Genomic DNA, 16780 nt, shown 5'->3' with positions numbered 1-16780 from the left:
TTTGGGATTAATCCTAATAGGATAAATCTATTTTAGGGTGCGGATTGTGCACCTTACAAATTAAGTTGCTAGTGAGGATTTAAATCCTCCAACACCTATTTTAGTGTATAATAATTATGGACGGAAACTGCGCTTAATTCTTAATAGTATCATACCGCTCGCAATACCTAGCAAAAATTATGGATACAAGCGAGTTCGCCTATGGAATTTCGCCTAACTTACGTTGCGCTACCTCTCGGTTGTGCAAAGCATCGCGATAGTCTGGTTGGAGAGCAATTGCCTGGTTATAAGATGCGATCGCCTCTTCAAATCTTCCTAAATTATACTGCTCATTCCCTCGATCGCACCACGCCTCAGCATCTACATTAACTTCCGATTCTGCTTCCGCAGCCTCAGCGCCTCTGCGGTTCACTTCCCCCGAAAAACCCAAACCATCCCCAACAAACACCGCCTCAATCACCCTCCCCTTTGTATCCTCCTCCTCAACCTCCGGCAGCGGAAACCGTGTCAATATCTCCCGCCCAATTTGCCTCGCCACCTCTGACAATTCCCCGCTGCCAATTCTACCTAACAATACCAGCCGCTGCGCTAATTCCTGAAGCGATGCCACCGCATCCGTAGCAGCGGTCTCATCATGTTCGCCCTCTAACAATCTTTGGCCAAACCGTCGCAACCAAGCCGCCAATTCACCATCTTTAAGGCGTTTTGCGATTAAGAATCCCGCTACATCCCCGCGACTCCAACCGGCATTCACCCCTTCGAGAATTTCCATGAATTTCGACTCGTGTTCCGCGTCAGTTAGGGCGGGGCGGATGGCGGTATTTTCCGGCGGGGAGGGCGGGGCTGGGGTTCCGAATATTCGCTGAATTAGTCGTTTGAAGAATTGCATAATTTTGTCTAGCATTTGTGAGATTGGGAGGGTGGGGTATTTTCTATTTTATAACAATTATCAAAAATAGATTACATATTGATTGCCGGCGATATCTGTAGGGACACGGCACTGCCGTGTCCGGGATTGCGACGCACAGCAAACAATCACATCAAGTAGAATTAATCTACTTTAAAAGCGGATAATACAGTTCTCCTGTTGAGTTGATATAACCGGCCCGATCGCCCGCTAAATCCCCCGTTCCCATAAATACGTCAACTCTCCCCGCGCCTTTGATTGCACCGCCAGTATCCTGATCCAAAACGTACCGATTCACGGCATTTTGTTCGAGTTGTCCCGCCGCATTCGGATAAGGGAGTTTTGTACTAATTAATGCTAGTGCACCGGGCGGCATTAAGGCTTTGTCGGTGGCGATCGACCTTTCGGCCGTTACTGGCACTCCAATGCTTCCTGTGGCTGGAACTCCATTAGTATCCCGGAAAAATACAAAGCTTTGATTTCTCGGCAAATATTTGTTCATTTCTGCGGGAAAGTTGGTGAAGTATTCCCTTAGTTTCGGCAAATTTAACTCTTCTAAAGTAAACTTTCCGTCTTTAACTAATTCTCGCCCGACTCCTGTATAACTGTGACTGGTTTTGCCTGCAAAACCGACGGTCATCACGCTACCATCTGTTAGCTGCAATCTCGCAGAACCTTGGACGTGCACGAGAAATGCTTGGAATCGATCGCGCAACCAAACTAATTCTAATCCTCGCAGCAATCCTTTGCTTGCCTGCAAAGCATCTGCGCCTTCCAAATCCAATCTTGTCGGGTGAGGTTTCGGCCAAGATGCCATGTTGGGCGACATCCGGTACAGGGGATAACGGTATTCCGAATTAGGCGTGCGAGATGCTGCGTAAGTCGGCTCGAAATAACCTGTAAATGCGACTGTTCCTTTGCCATCTTTGCCCGTGGATTTGTAAAATACAAATTCGCGCTTGACAGATTCCTGAAGTTGTGCGGGGGTTGTGGAACTGACAACTAATTGGCGGAATCGATCGAGAGAACGCCGAACTCGATCGCGCGTAACTCCTGCTACTGGATAGCGGCTGTAAGCAGTGGCGGCGGCCGATGTATTGAGATAGCGGAGGCTGTGGTCGATCGACTTTAACAGCAATTCCCGATCGCCCGGTTTGCCCTTTTCGCCCCAGATTTGAGCGTCAAAGGCGAGATCATCCGACTCGCCAGCTTGCAATTGATTTATACTAATTGGTTGCAGCGACGGAACTGCAACGGCGGGCACCGAAAAAGCGATCGCCACAACGCAACAGGCGATCGCTAATAGCTGATAGCGAAAAATCTTGCTCAATTTCCAATCTTTCCTACTAAATTGATTATTTTCCTTATTCATCGTATCGTTCGACGCTAGAAGTAAATACCGGTTCTACGCGAATTGCGAGAATGCTGGTAGGCCGAACTACCATGTATTCGCCTTGAATATTTTTGATCGGGACATTAACAAATTCTGACGAATCTTGTTTGGGAACCAGAGTTTTATACCACTGTTGAAAATCTTGCAGCGTTGAAAAACGGATTTCTTCGCGGTGGCCGCCCTCAAGCAGCAGGTGCACGGAATATTCGCTGGGTGTTCTAGGCATAGGAGATGGGGAGAGTTGTTGCAGGACAATCTAAAGTCTAAAATCTAAAATCTAAAATTGATGTGGTTGCCCTCAAACAGCAGGTGCACGGAATATTCGCACTTGAGTTTTAGGCATATCTGTATTTGAGATTTTTGATTTTAAGCTTTTGGAACGATTCCATATTTTACCTCTTCCTCGGCGCATTCCCTCATCTAGTAGGTTGGATTGAGGGAGAGGGAGAGACGGGAGAAGCGGAGGGTGGGAGAGACCGGAGAGTGGTTGCAGGAAGAACATCTCAATCTAAAATCTCAATCTAAAATCTAAAATCTAAAATCTAAAATCGATTGACGGCGGCCCCCATCTGCGGCTACGCTGTGAAAATAAGGCTGCTTTCCTCAAGGAGGAAGCAGCCCACGTCGCTCAAAAATCTAGTTGCACTGCCCATTGCTGCGCCAACAGCAATAGACAGCTAACCGCCAAACTGATGACAGCAGTCTGGAGGCTAATGGAGAATTCTAACATTCTCTGTAGCCGCCCTGCTCTGTGTTACCGTGCGGGGCGGCTGGGTTTTTGGGTTTTCCTAGAAAACCAAAAACCAGGAGATCATATTATGTCACAGGAATTCGTGCCTGACGATAACTTATCCGCGCGTCCAAATGACAACTCAGCAGTATCCGAACAGGAAGTCGTGCGGATAACGGTTGTCGGTTCCCGCGCAGCCGTGTTAGAAACCATCCACACCTTGTACCGACTAGGATTTGCCGCCGTCGGGGATTGGAGCCCGCCGCAGCGAGGTGCAAAGCCGGGACAAGTTATAAGCGTACTCATTCGCCGATCGCGCAAAGCTTAAAAATTGGACGAAATACCGTAGGGACACTCCAAGATCCCTTCTTCGTGTCAACTTAAGCCTGAAACCATTGATAAATCTCGCTTTTAGCTAAGTCTAGATCCCCCTAAATCCCCCTTAAGAAGGGGGACTTTGAGAAGACTCTTGTCCCCCCCTTAAGAAGGGGGGCGCCAGGGTGATCTAGATTTAATACTCAAACAACAGTCTGTGATTGGGTTTGACGTTAAGTTGACACCAATGAGTTCTTGGAGTGTCCCTAAAATGATTAATCCGGCGGAAGACACGGATTGTGTATTTTAGAACACGATTTGACCGCAACACTTAAAATAGTCTTGATTTACCGATCGACTGCACCCTTTTCTCATCAATATTTCTGGTTAGCTGGGGGTGTCTGTCAGCCGGAGTTGCGAGGTTCTGCTTCCAAAATGCTGAGAATGGTGCACAATTTCAAATTAACAACAAAACTTGCACTATTTTGAGTAAGCTTTTGGTGGAACAGCTTAGAAAGCCTGTTTCTAAGACTGATGCAAAATATCAAATTAATCCTCCACCTTGTCCAATTACTAATTACGAACCTATGCCCCGTCGTCAAGACTTAAAAAAGATTCTTCTCATTGGTTCCGGCCCAATTGTTATCGGTCAAGCGTGCGAATTTGACTATTCAGGAACACAAGCTTGCAAAGCTTTGCGAGAAGAAGGTTTTGAAGTAGTGTTGGTGAATTCCAACCCTGCAACGATTATGACAGATCCGGAAACTGCCGATCGCATTTACATCGAACCTCTAACGCCAGTCATCCTCGAACAAATCATCGCTAAAGAAAGACCTCAAGCAATTTTACCGACTATGGGCGGTCAAACGGCGCTAAATTTAGCAGTTGCACTCGCTAAAAATGGCGTTTTAGAAAAATACAAAGTCGAGTTAATTGGTGCTAAGTTGCCAGCAATTGAAATGGCAGAAGATCGGCTATTATTTAAGGAAGCAATGGCGCGAATTGGGGTAGCAGTTTGCCCTTCGGGAATTGCCAACACTCTCGACGAAGCCAAAGCAATTGGTCACCAAATCGGCAGTTATCCATTAATTATTCGTCCTGCTTTTACAATGGGAGGTACGGGAGGCGGCATTTCTTACAATCAAGAAGAGTTTGAAGAAATGGCCCAAGGTGGGATTGACGCCAGTCCGGTATCGCAAATTTTGATCGAACAATCTTTGATTGGTTGGAAAGAGTACGAACTCGAAGTAATGCGAGATTTGGCAGATAATGTAGTGATTATTTGTTCGATCGAGAATCTCGACCCGATGGGCGTCCACACCGGCGATTCTATCACCGTCGCCCCAGCGCAAACTCTTACAGACAAAGAATATCAGCGCCTGCGGGATGCTTCGGTGAAAATTATTCGCGAAATCGGAGTTGAAACCGGCGGTTCCAATATTCAATTTGCCGTCAATCCTGTCAACGGAGATTTCATCGTTATTGAAATGAATCCTCGGGTTTCCCGTTCCTCCGCCTTGGCCTCGAAAGCAACTGGTTTCCCCATTGCAAAAATGGCGGCAAAATTAGCGGTAGGTTACAGCCTAGACGAAATTTCCAACGATATCACCAAGAAAACTCCGGCGTCTTTTGAGCCGACAATTGACTACGTGGTGACGAAGATTCCCCGATTTGCCTTTGAAAAGTTCCCCGGTTCCGAACCGACTCTGACAACGCAAATGAAGTCGGTTGGGGAGGTAATGGCGATCGGGCGAAGCTTCAACGAATCCTTCCAAAAAGCGCTGCGGGGATTGGAAACAGGCCGCGCAGGTTTCGGGTGCGACAAACCGGAAAAGTTGCCGAGTTTGGAACAAATTCGCGCCGGATTGCGGACGCCAAATCCCGATCGCATTTTTACAGTTCGCCACGCGATGATGATGGGAATGTCGGTGGAAGATATCTTCGAGTTCACAGCAATCGACCCTTGGTTTTTGGATAAAATGCAGGAATTGCTGGAAACTGAAAAGTTCTTGAAACGAACGCGGTTGGAACAGTTGACAAAAGAGACAATGTTTGAAGTAAAGCAGTTGGGATTTAGCGATCGCCAAATTGCTTACGCCACCAAAACATCGGAAGATCAAGTCCGCGCTTACCGCAAACAGTTAGGGGTAATTCCGATTTACAAAACAGTCGATACCTGTGCCGCTGAATTTGAAGCGTTTACACCGTATTATTATTCCACCTACGAAGCGGGAGCGGCAATTTGGGAATTGGGCGATGAAGAAAAGAAAATTTCGCCTGTGGGCCACAGTCTCGCGCCGGAGTCGGAAGTTTTGCCTTCTACCAAACGAAAAGTGATGATTTTAGGTGGCGGGCCGAACCGAATCGGACAGGGAATTGAGTTTGATTACTGCTGCTGTCACGCTTCCTATTCCCTAGGAGAAGATGGCTTTGAGACAATTATGGTCAACTCGAACCCGGAGACGGTTTCGACGGATTATGATACGAGCGATCGCCTGTATTTTGAACCGCTAACAAAAGAAGATGTTCTCAACATCATCGAAGCCGAAAATCCCGAAGGAATAATTATTCAGTTTGGCGGACAAACCCCGCTGAAATTAGCGCTTCCTTTACAAAAAGCCCTGGAAAATCACCCCGATGTACAAACAAAAATCTGGGGAACTTCGCCAGATTCCATTGATATGGCTGAAGACAGGGAGCGATTTGAAAAGATTCTGCGGGAATTGGATATTCAGCAAGCTGCTAATGGTTTGGCCCGTAGTTTTGAGGATGCTTTAATCGTAGCTCAACGGATCGGTTATCCGGTAGTGGTGCGACCGAGTTACGTATTAGGCGGGCGAGCCATGGAAATTGTTTATTCCGATACGGAATTGGAACGTTACATGACCTATGCGGTGCTAGTAGAACCCGATCATCCGATTTTAATTGATAAGTTTTTGGAGAATGCGATCGAGGTGGATGTAGATGCGATCGCCGATGTTACTGGCAATGTGACGATCGGCGGTATTATGGAGCACATCGAGGAAGCGGGAATCCACTCCGGTGACTCTGCTTGTTCTATCCCTTACCAAACACTTCCTGATGCAGCTTTGGCAACAATCCGCCGCTGGACTGTAGAATTAGCAAAATCCCTGAAAGTTATCGGGTTGATGAATATTCAATTTGCTGTTCAAGGGGAACAAGTATTCATTTTGGAAGCTAATCCGCGAGCTTCTCGAACAGTGCCTTTTGTCTCCAAGGCGATCGGAGTTCCCTTAGCAAAAATGGCCTCGCGAGTCATGTCTGGCCAAACTCTAAAAGCTTTGGGTTTTACTGAAGAGATTATCCCCACTCATGTTTCGGTAAAAGAAGCTGTATTGCCCTTTGCTAAGTTTCCGGGAACTGATACCTTGTTAGGGCCAGAAATGCGATCGACCGGCGAAGTCATGGGGATGGACACTGATTTTGGCAAAGCCTTTGCCAAAGCTCAACTCGGCGCGGGACAAATGATGCCACTGTTTGGAACCGTGCTGGTTTCGATGCGCGATCGAGATAAACTAGCTGTTGTACCCGTTGTCAAGGAATTCTTAGAATTGGGTTTCAAAGTAGTCGCAACCCACGGGACACGCAAAGTTTTGCGAGAGCAAGGTTTAGAGGTAGATTTGGAATTGAAACTGCATGAAGGGCGGCCGAATTTGTTGGATTCGATCAAGAATGAGAAAATTCAACTAATTATCACCACACCTTCCGGGGAAGAATCCCGGGCCGACGGAATCTTTATCCGCCGCACAGCTTTGACTTACAAAATCCCGATTATTACGACAATAGCCGGTGCCAAAGCGACAGCAGCGGGAATTCGATCGCTCAAATCTCACCCGATGGAAGTAAAAGCAATTCAAGACTATTACCCGCAAACCTAGACTGCGAAACACCCTATGTTTAGGGTGTGCAGCGCGCACTATTAGTGTCAACTTAAGGTTTTAGTCCGCCAGTCCTCTCGCTCACCCGGCAGTCCGCCAGGGAATGAATTCCCTGTCTTATAGCGAAAGTCCTCTCAAAGAGGACTGAATAACTCATTAGTCCTCATAGCGAGGACTTTCGCTTTGAGGCTCTTGTTTCAACCCCTGCCGGACTGAGGGTGGAACGTTAAGTTGACACCAATGACCGCGCACCTTATCCTAAACATAAGGTGCGCGCCACCAAAACCTAATCTGCATCGGAATCCAAAACTCCGCTAGATAGCATCAACCTCGGCCAAACTAACAAGAAAAAACTCATCCAAGCTAATAAAGGAATCGCGACTAAAACAGTTATCCAAACAGTTTTTAATAAAAACCAACTACCGCTAATCAGGCTAATACCAGTTAGAAGAATCGACCAAGGCTGACACCACCAAGGTTTGTAACTCCAAGGACTAATAGCTTTTTTTTCAGAAAGTTTTTTTTCAGAAATAGATTTCATATTTTCAGTAATTTTTTATGGAGAATAGTCTGGCTAGCTGGATTAACCGAAGTTAAACATTCATCACCTCTTCTGCTGTCAGCGTTAATTCGGGAAAAGTCCGCGACACAATTCGTTCACTGCCTTTAAACGCGCTTCTTTGATAGTTGCCATCTGCATCCAAAAGGTGAACAAATACAGTTGGAATTTTGGGATTTCCCAGAAATTCCCTGCTGCCAATTGCTAAATAATCGACAATCCAATACTCAGGAATTCCGAGGCGCAGATATTCGTCCAATTTGTCTATATAATCGTCCTCCCAATTTGTTGATGTTACTTCCACTGCGAGTTGAATTGGTTCTCGTAAGGCAGAATAAGCAGAACGGTTCGATCGCCACAAATCGCGATCGATTACGCTGACATCCGGTCTCCGCCCTTGTTCGATTCCGGCTTTAGTTACAGTTCTGATAACGGCGGTATTTTTGACAACATAATTTAAACTTAGCCGTTTAATTTCATCTTTAAATGAGTCAGATGTAAAATCAGCAACATCATCATGATTTCTTGTGGCATTCATCTCTACAACTTCTCCATTTACCAGTTCATAGAGTCCATCTTCTGGACATTCTACAAGGAATTGGTTAAAGGTTAATTTTTGCGTAACTGTTGCAATCATAAGATTTATCCTTATTTTGCAGTAATACTATTAGTCTATATTACCACAGGCAGGAATGAATTTGTTTTTTTGACGGCAGAAATCAAAAGACATCCAATTCTAAAATCTAAAATCTACAATTAAAAATCTCAAATCGATTCAGGTAAATGGTAAAATACGATCGCCATCCGGCAGATTGAGTTAAATACGTCACCTACTTGCTAGGGTAGAAAGTAACAAACCTAGAAATCGAGCCACTCCCAGGTCAACCCCGAACCATGAGACTAGACGAAGCCGTAGAATTTGCCGAAAACCCAGAGCCGCGCTGTCCCTGCGTCCTCCTGCTGGACACCTCCGGCTCCATGCAAGGCGCACCCATAGATGCCTTGAATGAGGGGCTGGAAATTTTTAGGAATGACCTAATTAAAGACGAACTAGCTAAAAAGCGAGTCGAAGTCGCGATTATTTCATTTGACAATCATATCAAAGTCGTGCAAGACTTCGTGACCGCCGACCAGTTCGAGACGCCACTGCTGACAGCTCAAGGACAAACCCACATGGGCGCGGGCATTCAGCAAGCACTAGACACCATTGCCGCCCGCAAATCTGAATACCGCAACAACGGCATTACCTACTACCGCCCGTGGGTATTTATGATTACCGACGGCGAACCTCAAGGCGAATCAGACGATGTTGTGGAAATAGCAGCACAGCGGATTAAGGAGGAAGAAACTAACAAGCGCGTGGCATTTTTTGCAGTCGGAGTGGAAGGTGCTAATATCACCCGTCTGGCGCAAATTGTCGAGCGCACGCCTGTAAAATTGAGAGGATTAGACTTTAGAGAGATGTTCATCTGGCTGTCGGCTAGTATGCAGAGAGTTTCTCACTCAAAAATTGATGAACAAGTAGCACTGCCGCCACCCGGATGGGGAACGGTTTAGTTATTAGTCATTAGTCATTAGTCATTGGTCATTAGTCATTAGTAAGAGTGCCGTAGGGACACTCCAAAAGCCCATTGGTGTCAACTTAACTTCCAACCCAGTCACAGAATACTGTTTGACTATTAAGCCTAGAACCCCCCGGCGCTCCCCTTAAGAAGGGAGCCACAGGGGTCTTCTTAAAGTCCCCCTTCTTAAGGGGGATTTAGGGGGATCTAGACTCAGGTAAAAACGAGATTTATCAAGGGTTTTAGCCTTAAGTTGACACTATGAGGGTACGGCGCCGTGTCCCTACAAGGGCTAGTACCTACGAACCCAGAAAAGTGCTGTAATTAGGGATAAATAAACCCGTCCAGACGTTGCATAGTTGTGAATTTACGAAGTTTTGAGTTAAAGAGTTATTAATGCAGAATTCATCCTTTAATTGGCAAGTTGTAGCGGCATCGGTGATAGGTACGAGCCACGAAAAAAGAGCGCAGCCTTGTCAAGATGCCCACTGCTGGCGTCTCTTGCCAAACGGTGTTTTAGCGGCAGCGGTTGCCGATGGTGCGGGCTCCGCAGCACTCGCAGAAATTGGGGCGAAAATTGCTGTGGAAGCGGTTGTCGAAACGATTTGCCAACAGGAAAGGCTGCCTGAAAATGACGACGAATGGCAGGTATTCTTGACAGCATCACTGCAAGTTGCGCGGGCGCAGGTGGAAGCAGAAGCGGCAGTGCGGGAAGTGGCTGCGAGAGATTTAGCTTGTACTTTAATTGCTGTTGTTGCTACGCCGGAATTAATCGCAGTTGCTCAAATCGGTGACGGTGCGGCGGTAGCGGGTGATAGTGCAGGAAATGCGATCGCCCTGACTGTACCTCCCTGCGGCGAATACATCAACGAAACTATCTTTTTGATTTCGCCGAATGCGATCGAAACAGCGCAATTTCAGGTACTGCGGGAAAAACTGCGGCACTTAGCCGTTTTTTCCGACGGCTTGCAAATGCTAGCTCTCAAAATCCCGGAAGGCACGCCGCACGGGCCGTTTTTTGCGCCTTTGTTTCGGTTTTCTGGCGAGTGGAAAGAAGAGGAAGATGCGAAACAGCAGTTAGAATCATTTTTGCGATCGCCCCGCGTTTCCGAACGCACCGATGATGACTTAACTTTATTGTTAGCAACTTTTTCGAGTTCGGAGGCACAGGACAATTAAAAATAGACATTTTGCCAACGCCAACACCCATCTGCGTGAATTGGCGTTGATCGGCGGTTAAAAATTTCCGATTCTGAATTTTGCAACAAGTGTAATGCGTTCAACCTAATGAGCGGTGAAAATTTGGCGCGGTTCTATAATAAAATCGAGGTGTCAACAATTCTGCTTTAGTTTGTACAGTAGGTCGTCGTTTGCAAGCACAAGAGATTAAGGATAAGCTCAACTCTCTAATTAGCGCAGCAGATCCAATAGAGCCGAGTTTGGCGAGAAGATTGGATGAAATCAATCGCTGGGTGAAAGATGTTAAACCCGGTTCGCTAACTGCTAAGAAATTTGTGATGGCTTTTTTGCTACAGCTTATCCGAGATTCTCAGGTTTGGCTGGCAGTTCAATCTCTACCTTCGGAAAGAGAACAGCAAGCCGCTTTTGAGTTAATGACGCCGGGGGAAAGGTATTGGTACAGCTATCTATTTCCTAAATGGCTGAGCGAAAACGATCGCAAATTTTACATCTGGAAACAAAAACTCAAAGCCGGTAAATTCGATCCGGCTGACGATCTCGTGATTCGTGCGATCGCAGCCCGAATTGTCGATCGCCAAGGCACTGTTTTGTATCGATATGTTGCTGATCTTTCTATGGCAACCGATTCGATCGTTAGCAACCGCCAACAGCAGCCCCTCTGTATTCAAGTTACTACTCTTTCGGATGAGTTTTCTCAACAAAAATATCAGAATTGGCAACAAACTCTTCAAGATTGGGGGATTGACAGAGGATTATTTTTAAGTTATGATAAAAATGATGCAAATTTCCTGAACCAGCTAGTTAACATTGCATTATATAATAGCGATAATTTGCCCACAGGTCGTTACCTCAAGTTCCCGTAAATCCAGCATATCTGCTGCTGAGAATAATTCGACTGCTCCAAACTCCGTGAAAAAGAAATTTTGACTCACTCACATATTGCACAATTTTCGACAATGCCAAAAACCTAACCCCCAGCCTGCTTCTGGAAAAGGTAAAACAGACCAAGATTTTTCCTCCCCTTTTCTGTTTCCGGGAGGAGTCTGCGAGACGGTGGCAACAAATGCTTGATAAGAAGGCTAAGCAATGGGAAGATTTACCGCAGCAATCAATCGGGTGAAATAACTAGCAATTAGCTATAAATTGAATTGAGATTTGATTTAATTGCGGTGAAATTGTGGGAAATAAAATCTAATTACATCAAAATCAAATACTATGACAGTACAAGGTACACACACCGTTGAAAATAAATTGCAGAAAGTCTGGGAAGAACTGGAAGCAGCCAGAAAAATGCAGGATGAATGGATGAATTACGGGGTAGATTTTGTAGATTTGTATGTTGAAGATGCGGGGGGTGATTGGTTGGAAAAGTGGGGTAAATGTGAAGAAGAATTAGAGCGAATTAAACATAAGAATGTAGATATTGAAGCAGTCAAAGCAGCGATCGACATTCCCAGCTTTCAGCAGACAAAACTACTGGAAATCGCCTTAAATAGCCGTTACTCTATCAGCTATTACTCCGATCGCCCGGAAGAGTCTCCCGCTTGGCAAGAGGTTAAGTACAAACGGCTGTCACTCTTAGGCGGAGCTATTTTCGGTGCTGTTGTTACCGATTACCTGTACCGCGAATATCCACAACTCGATCCAGATGCTATCTCAACCTTAAAAGCTCGTTTAGCCGACCCGAAAAAACTTGCGGCTTTTGCACAGAATTTGAAATTAAACGAACTTAATTGGCGTGTTTGGAAAGGGAAAGAAACAGAAGAAAGCGAGTACAATAGAATTTTTTCAGAGACTTGTGAAGCTTTGTTTGGCGCGATTTACTTGGAGTTTGACCGGGATTTTTTTCGTGGGGGAAACTGGCTGATTCAGCGCTTGATTGAACCAACTGTTAGCCAGCATCTGGATCTAACTCAGCGCCGACAAGTTGCGCTGGAAAACGAGGTAAAACGGCGGGAAATCCTGGGTGCGGATATTCTAGATGCGATCGCGATCGACTATTTGTATCACCGCTTTCCCGAACGCAACAGCAGCCAGCTAACTCGCTGGAAAAATATGTTGGTGGCAAAAGAGATTTTTCCCAAAGACTTTAAGGCAAAATTAGGCAGCCATTACCTAGAGTTGGAAAGCAATTTCTCGCGTACCCGCGACTGGTTGGTGGATAACTTTATCAAAACCGCAGTTGACGAACTGCTAGAGGAAAGCGACACTCAACCAGAATATCTGATTGACAGTGCGAACCCGGAATCGCTGCCAGAATTGGTCAGCCGGATTACAGACAAAAAGTGGAAAAATGAATTTGTGAGAGTTGTCAGCATTTTGCAACCTGCTGACGAACTTTTGCTGCTGATGCAACAAAAAGTTGACAGCATGGTGGCTAAAGATGAAACTTTGCAGCAGTTGCTAATCTGGGCAAATCACAAGTCTCAGTTAGTGCAAAGGAATTTTAAACCAGTCGAAATTCGCGCTTTTTATGTTGCCTTAGTTTGCGTCCTCGATTTGGCTTTGACTCGCGTCCTCGATCCGAGTCTGAAGTTTGATAGATCGAAAGTTCGCAAGTGGCGGAATTGTTTGGCAAAGACTGGAAAAAATCTAGAATTTGCGGAGGTTAACGAGTCTCGGAAATTGGCTTTGGAGAATGATGTGGCGGATATCTTGGTTGGCATTTGGGCGCTGGATATTGAACCAGAACTTACACAACTGCTGGCACAATTTCAGACTGAGATGCCTGATTTGCAAAACTGGAAAAAGTGGCGCAAAGAGTGCGGTTGCACTTGGCTGGCAAAATTCAAAACTGCGATCGGCTACAATCGAGACTTTCGCCCTCAACAGAAAACTTTGCTGAAACAGTATTACTATGCCCACAACTTGCTGGTGGAATGCCTCAACAGCGATAATTGTCAGGTGACACCGGCCGTCAGACAAAAAATTGAGGATAAAATGTTGTTATTGTCGGTGGATTTGGAGCTGGTTCATATTTAATTTTGATAGCGCGGACGGGCAGGATGCCCATCCCACTAATGGATGGACGGGCGGGATGCCCATCCCACTAATGGATGGACGGGCGGGATGCCCATCCCACTAATGGATGGACGGGCGGGACGCCCATCCCACTAACAGCAACAGGGCTTACCCACTACCACCCAAGAAACCGGGTTTTTTACCGAATCTGCGGGCTGCAACGCGTCTTTTGGTGAAAAACCCGGTCTCTCGTCACCGATGCCTAAGTCATAACAAAGGTAAGATTTAATGGGCAAGTCAAGTTTATTGAGTCATGGCTTCCAAATCCTGTATCCCATAACCGAATTCTATGCAGTTGCAGCGCCAATTTAGCGGACAACTGATTGCGATCGACACCAAAACCGCGATCGCCAGTGGGGGTGAAGGTCGCATCTACCCGATCGCCCAAGACTCGTCCCTTGTAGCAAAAATCTACCACAAACCGACAGACGAAGACGGCGACAAACTCACAGTCATGTTCAGTATGCCGCCGGATGCGCCGATCGCGGAACCCGGGCACGCTTCCATTGCTTGGCCGATCGATTTGCTGCATACTGTCGGCGGGCGAGAAAAAATCGTCGGTTTTGTGATGCCGCGCGTCAACAAAGTGATGCCGGTACACACTTTTTACACCCCCAAAACCAGGCGCGAACAAAAACCGCTATTTAGCTATCTTTACCTCCACCGTACCGCCAGAAATCTCGCCTCGGCTGTAAACGCCCTCCACGTCAGGGGTTACGTCATCGGCGACGTAAACGAGTCGAACATTCTCGTGACGGATACGGCGTTGGTAACGCTGGTAGACACGGATTCGTTTCAAGTGCGCGATCCTTATACGGGTTACGTTTATCGGTGTCCCGTGGGGAAACCCGAGTTTACGCCGCCGGAGTTGCAGGGCCAGACTTTTCGCGATATCGATCGATCTCCAGAGCACGATTTGTTCGGTTTAGCGGTATTAATTTTTCAATTGCTGATGGAAGGTACGCACCCGTTTGCGGGAGTTTATCTCGGTAGCGATGAACCACCGTCTTTGGAAGCGAGAATTCGATCGGGCCATTTCCCTACAGGTACGAAACGGATTCCCTACCGCCCGATGCCCGCTGCGCCTCCTTTTGAGATGCTGCATCCGCGACTGCGGCAGATGTTTATCCGCTGTTTTGAGGAAGGGCACGGCAATCCTGCGGCGCGCCCGGATGCGAAAACTTGGGTGAATGCGATTCGGGAAGCGGAAGATGCTTTGGTAACTTGCAGTAAAAATAGTCAGCATAAATACGGAAATCATCTCAGTCGCTGCCCTTGGTGCGATCGGGCAAAACTCCTCAAAGGCCGCGATCCGTTTCCTTCGCGGCAAGCAGTCAGCCACGGATTGCACTTGCAGCCCGCGAAAATCAAGCGTAAAAAGCCCCAACCACCGCCTGTCGTGGCCCAGCCCGCAATGCGTCGGCAACAGCCCTCCACGGGGCTGCCACGCCCCCTCGGCCAGTACGCAGTGCCGTTGCTACCGATGCCGATGTCTTCTCGGAGTCGGACTCCTGCGCCTCAGCTTCCCGTGGGCAAGTTTGAGCGCATTTTTCAGGATGCTGCTTGGGGAGGTGTTTGGGGCAGTTTGTGTTTGGCGGCGATCGGGGGGATTTATTCGGCAATCGCTGAGGGCGGCAGTGCTATTTTGGGGGCGATTTTTGTTGGTTCGATTTGGGGCTGTTTTTTTGGGGTGATGTGGGGCGTTTTTACTTTGCCACCGAATCAGATTTGGCGGAAGTGGGGCGGAGTTTTGGTGGGGGCGTCTTGGGGGGCTTTTTTGTTGGCGGCGATCGGCGGTGCGGTGTTTGGCGCAATTAATAGCACTCCGGGAATCGGGGAGAGGATTTTGGCTGGGGCGGTGGTTGGTGCTGTCTGGGGCTGTGTTTGGGCGAGTTTTCGGCCTCCTCTGGCGCTGCCGGCGGGGAGGGTGTGGGGCCGGCGCGGAGGGTATTTGGGGGCCGTCTGGGGCTCGTTTGTGGGGACTCTGGCCGGTGTTTTTTTGGGGGCTGGGCTGGTGGTTTGGCAGCAGTACAGTGGCCTGATGCGGCCGGTGGATGAGTTTGCGCGTGTGCTGCTGGGTGTGGCGATCTTCGCGGCTGGTGTGGGTTCTGTTGGGGGTGTGCTTTCTGGGGGTTTGTTGGGTTTTTGCGGGTTTGCGCCGAAGTTGCCGATTTCGTTTCAGCCTTCGGGGGTGAAGGGTGGGAGTTTGGGGGCGATTTGGGGCAGTTTTTTGGGGACTTTGGCGGGTGCTGTGTTGGGTGGGGTGGTGTCTGCGATGTTTCCGGCTGTTAGCGCTGGGGTGGCGGTGCAGTTGGAACCTGTGGCGGGGGCGATCGTGGGGGCTGGTTTGGGGGCGATTTGGGGGGTGGTTTCGGGTACTGTTTGGGGGGCTTTGGGGAAGTGGTGATCGGGTTGATGTGTGTTTTTGGGTTGAAAATGCGTCTATGAGTAGGTGTAAAAATCGAGGTGTTAAATTGGGGGGCTATAATGTAGATCCTGTAAGGGTTAGAGGCACTTCAACCAATAAAATGGTAGACGCAATCGCTGAAATCTATGCAGGACAAGGGTTTGAGGGCTGTCTGAAAAGTTGGGTATTGACAAGTCGAAGGCTGAAATGGTACTTTTGTTTTATGCAGACGCAAATGAACGTTGAAAACCAAATACAGCAAGGCTTCTGGAACGGGCGGCCGCAATTAACCTAACTCCCTATCAGGGATTGAAACATTTTTTTGAAGAATCCTTTTCTGAGAAAGCATTGAGCCGCAATTAACCTAACTCCCTATCAGGGATTGAAACATTAAGTGGGGTGATTGATTATATTAAATTGGTTGTGCCGCAATTAACCTAACTCCCTATCAGGGATTGAAACATTAGTCCAAGCTTATTTAGAACCAAACACGTACACGCCGCAATTAACCTAACTCCCTATCAGGGATTGAAACAGAAATTGCCAGACAAGAAGATTAAAGTTGCCACAAGCCGCAATTAACCTAACTCCCTATCAGGGATTGAAACTGATAGGCGATCGCCGTCTGCGGCTTCCTCAGCGTCCGCCGCAATTAACCTAACTCCCTATCAGGGATTGAAACGCTACACCTGCACAAATTACAGCAGCAATAAATGCCGCAATTAACCTAACTCCCTATCAGGGATTGAAACAGCAAGGAATGGTACGAGCGCAAACGCGCAGAAGA

12 protein-coding genes and 1 CRISPR repeat array (1 of these 13 only partly in view) are annotated in these 16780 nt (G+C 47.3%); of the genes, 7 read left to right on the top strand and 5 right to left on the bottom strand.

The genetic code is table 11. From position 1 onward, the window contains the following. Positions 1-199 precede the first annotated feature (199 nt). The 3 genes from QUA70_RS15760 to QUA70_RS15750 form a co-directional block, all read right to left on the bottom strand. Positions 200-904, bottom strand: a complete 705-nt coding sequence (locus QUA70_RS15760) for a tetratricopeptide repeat protein (RefSeq protein WP_333348431.1) — start codon at positions 902-904, stop codon at positions 200-202. Between the two features lie 151 nt (positions 905-1055). Then, positions 1056-2237: a murein transglycosylase A gene (gene mltA / locus QUA70_RS15755; RefSeq protein ID WP_445301492.1), complete on the bottom strand. Its 1182-nt coding sequence runs from the start codon at positions 2235-2237 to the stop codon at positions 1056-1058. A 34-nt stretch (positions 2238-2271) separates the two neighbouring features. After that, positions 2272-2526 (bottom strand): hypothetical protein, encoded by a 255-nt coding sequence (locus QUA70_RS15750; protein WP_333332594.1) that lies wholly within the window; start codon positions 2524-2526, stop codon positions 2272-2274. Positions 2527-3118: 592 nt separating this feature from the next. On the opposite strand from QUA70_RS15750, the gene QUA70_RS15745 reads away from it, so the two are divergent. Both QUA70_RS15745 and carB read left to right on the top strand, forming a co-directional pair. Continuing rightward, positions 3119-3358 carry a hypothetical protein gene (locus QUA70_RS15745; protein WP_333348437.1) on the top strand — a complete coding sequence of 80 codons (240 nt, stop codon included), beginning with the start codon at positions 3119-3121 and terminating at the stop codon, positions 3356-3358. Positions 3359-3932: 574 nt separating this feature from the next. After that, on the top strand, positions 3933-7244 hold the full coding sequence (gene carB, locus QUA70_RS15740; RefSeq protein WP_333348474.1) for a carbamoyl-phosphate synthase large subunit: 3312 nt from the start codon (positions 3933-3935) through the stop codon (positions 7242-7244). Positions 7245-7530: 286 nt separating this feature from the next. Here carB and QUA70_RS15735 read toward each other — a convergent pair whose 3' ends face one another. Then, positions 7531-7785, bottom strand: coding sequence for a DUF6737 family protein (locus QUA70_RS15735; RefSeq protein ID WP_333348440.1), 255 nt, complete (start codon positions 7783-7785; stop codon positions 7531-7533). A gap of 52 nt (positions 7786-7837) precedes the next feature. Next, complete coding sequence (locus QUA70_RS15730; protein ID WP_333348442.1) at positions 7838-8440, bottom strand: Uma2 family endonuclease; 603 nt, start codon at positions 8438-8440, stop codon at positions 7838-7840. 257 nt (positions 8441-8697) lie between these two features. Here QUA70_RS15730 and QUA70_RS15725 point away from each other — a divergent pair, with 257 nt between their 5' ends. The 5 genes from QUA70_RS15725 (at position 8698) to QUA70_RS15705 (ending at position 15993) form a co-directional block, all read left to right on the top strand. Beyond that, positions 8698-9360 (top strand): VWA domain-containing protein, encoded by a 663-nt coding sequence (locus QUA70_RS15725; RefSeq protein ID WP_333165358.1) that lies wholly within the window; start codon positions 8698-8700, stop codon positions 9358-9360. Positions 9361-9761: 401 nt separating this feature from the next. Next, a complete protein-coding gene (locus QUA70_RS15720; protein ID WP_333348444.1) occupies positions 9762-10544 on the top strand; it encodes a PP2C family serine/threonine-protein phosphatase in 783 nt (260 codons plus the stop codon). 191 nt (positions 10545-10735) lie between these two features. Next, positions 10736-11428: a hypothetical protein gene (locus QUA70_RS15715; RefSeq protein ID WP_333348445.1), complete on the top strand. Its 693-nt coding sequence runs from the start codon at positions 10736-10738 to the stop codon at positions 11426-11428. A 352-nt stretch (positions 11429-11780) separates the two neighbouring features. Then, positions 11781-13547, top strand: a complete 1767-nt coding sequence (locus tag QUA70_RS15710; protein WP_333348447.1) for an NACHT C-terminal helical domain 2-containing protein — start codon at positions 11781-11783, stop codon at positions 13545-13547. 328 nt (positions 13548-13875) lie between these two features. Beyond that, a complete protein-coding gene (locus QUA70_RS15705) occupies positions 13876-15993 on the top strand; it encodes a DNA-binding protein (protein ID WP_333348448.1) in 2118 nt (705 codons plus the stop codon). Between the two features lie 279 nt (positions 15994-16272). Continuing rightward, a CRISPR array of direct repeats spans positions 16273-16780; the repeat unit is 37 nt; unit sequence GCCGCAATTAACCTAACTCCCTATCAGGGATTGAAAC; it runs 2570 nt beyond the window's last position.

Source organism: Microcoleus sp. LAD1_D5, from assembly GCF_036702115.1.
Lineage (GTDB): Bacteria > Cyanobacteriota > Cyanobacteriia > Cyanobacteriales > Microcoleaceae > Microcoleus.
Note: the sequence above shows the minus strand (reverse complement) of the source record. Positions and strands in the feature narration are given on the sequence as shown.

Excerpts from the sequence above, each read along its gene's own strand:
- QUA70_RS15760 (WP_333348431.1), bottom strand. The coding sequence starts at position 904 with ATGCTAGACAAAATTATGCAATTCTTCAAACGACTAATTCAGCGAATA.
- QUA70_RS15750 (WP_333332594.1), bottom strand. The coding sequence starts at position 2,526 with ATGCCTAGAACACCCAGCGAATATTCCGTGCACCTGCTGCTTGAGGGC.
- QUA70_RS15745 (WP_333348437.1), top strand. The coding sequence starts at position 3,119 with ATGTCACAGGAATTCGTGCCTGACGATAACTTATCCGCGCGTCCAAAT.
- carB (WP_333348474.1), top strand. The coding sequence starts at position 3,933 with ATGCCCCGTCGTCAAGACTTAAAAAAGATTCTTCTCATTGGTTCCGGC.
- QUA70_RS15735 (WP_333348440.1), bottom strand. The coding sequence starts at position 7,785 with ATGAAATCTATTTCTGAAAAAAAACTTTCTGAAAAAAAAGCTATTAGT.
- QUA70_RS15730 (WP_333348442.1), bottom strand. The coding sequence starts at position 8,440 with ATGATTGCAACAGTTACGCAAAAATTAACCTTTAACCAATTCCTTGTA.
- QUA70_RS15725 (WP_333165358.1), top strand. The coding sequence starts at position 8,698 with ATGAGACTAGACGAAGCCGTAGAATTTGCCGAAAACCCAGAGCCGCGC.
- QUA70_RS15720 (WP_333348444.1), top strand. The coding sequence starts at position 9,762 with ATGCAGAATTCATCCTTTAATTGGCAAGTTGTAGCGGCATCGGTGATA.
- QUA70_RS15710 (WP_333348447.1), top strand. The coding sequence starts at position 11,781 with ATGACAGTACAAGGTACACACACCGTTGAAAATAAATTGCAGAAAGTC.
- QUA70_RS15705 (WP_333348448.1), top strand. The coding sequence starts at position 13,876 with ATGCAGTTGCAGCGCCAATTTAGCGGACAACTGATTGCGATCGACACC.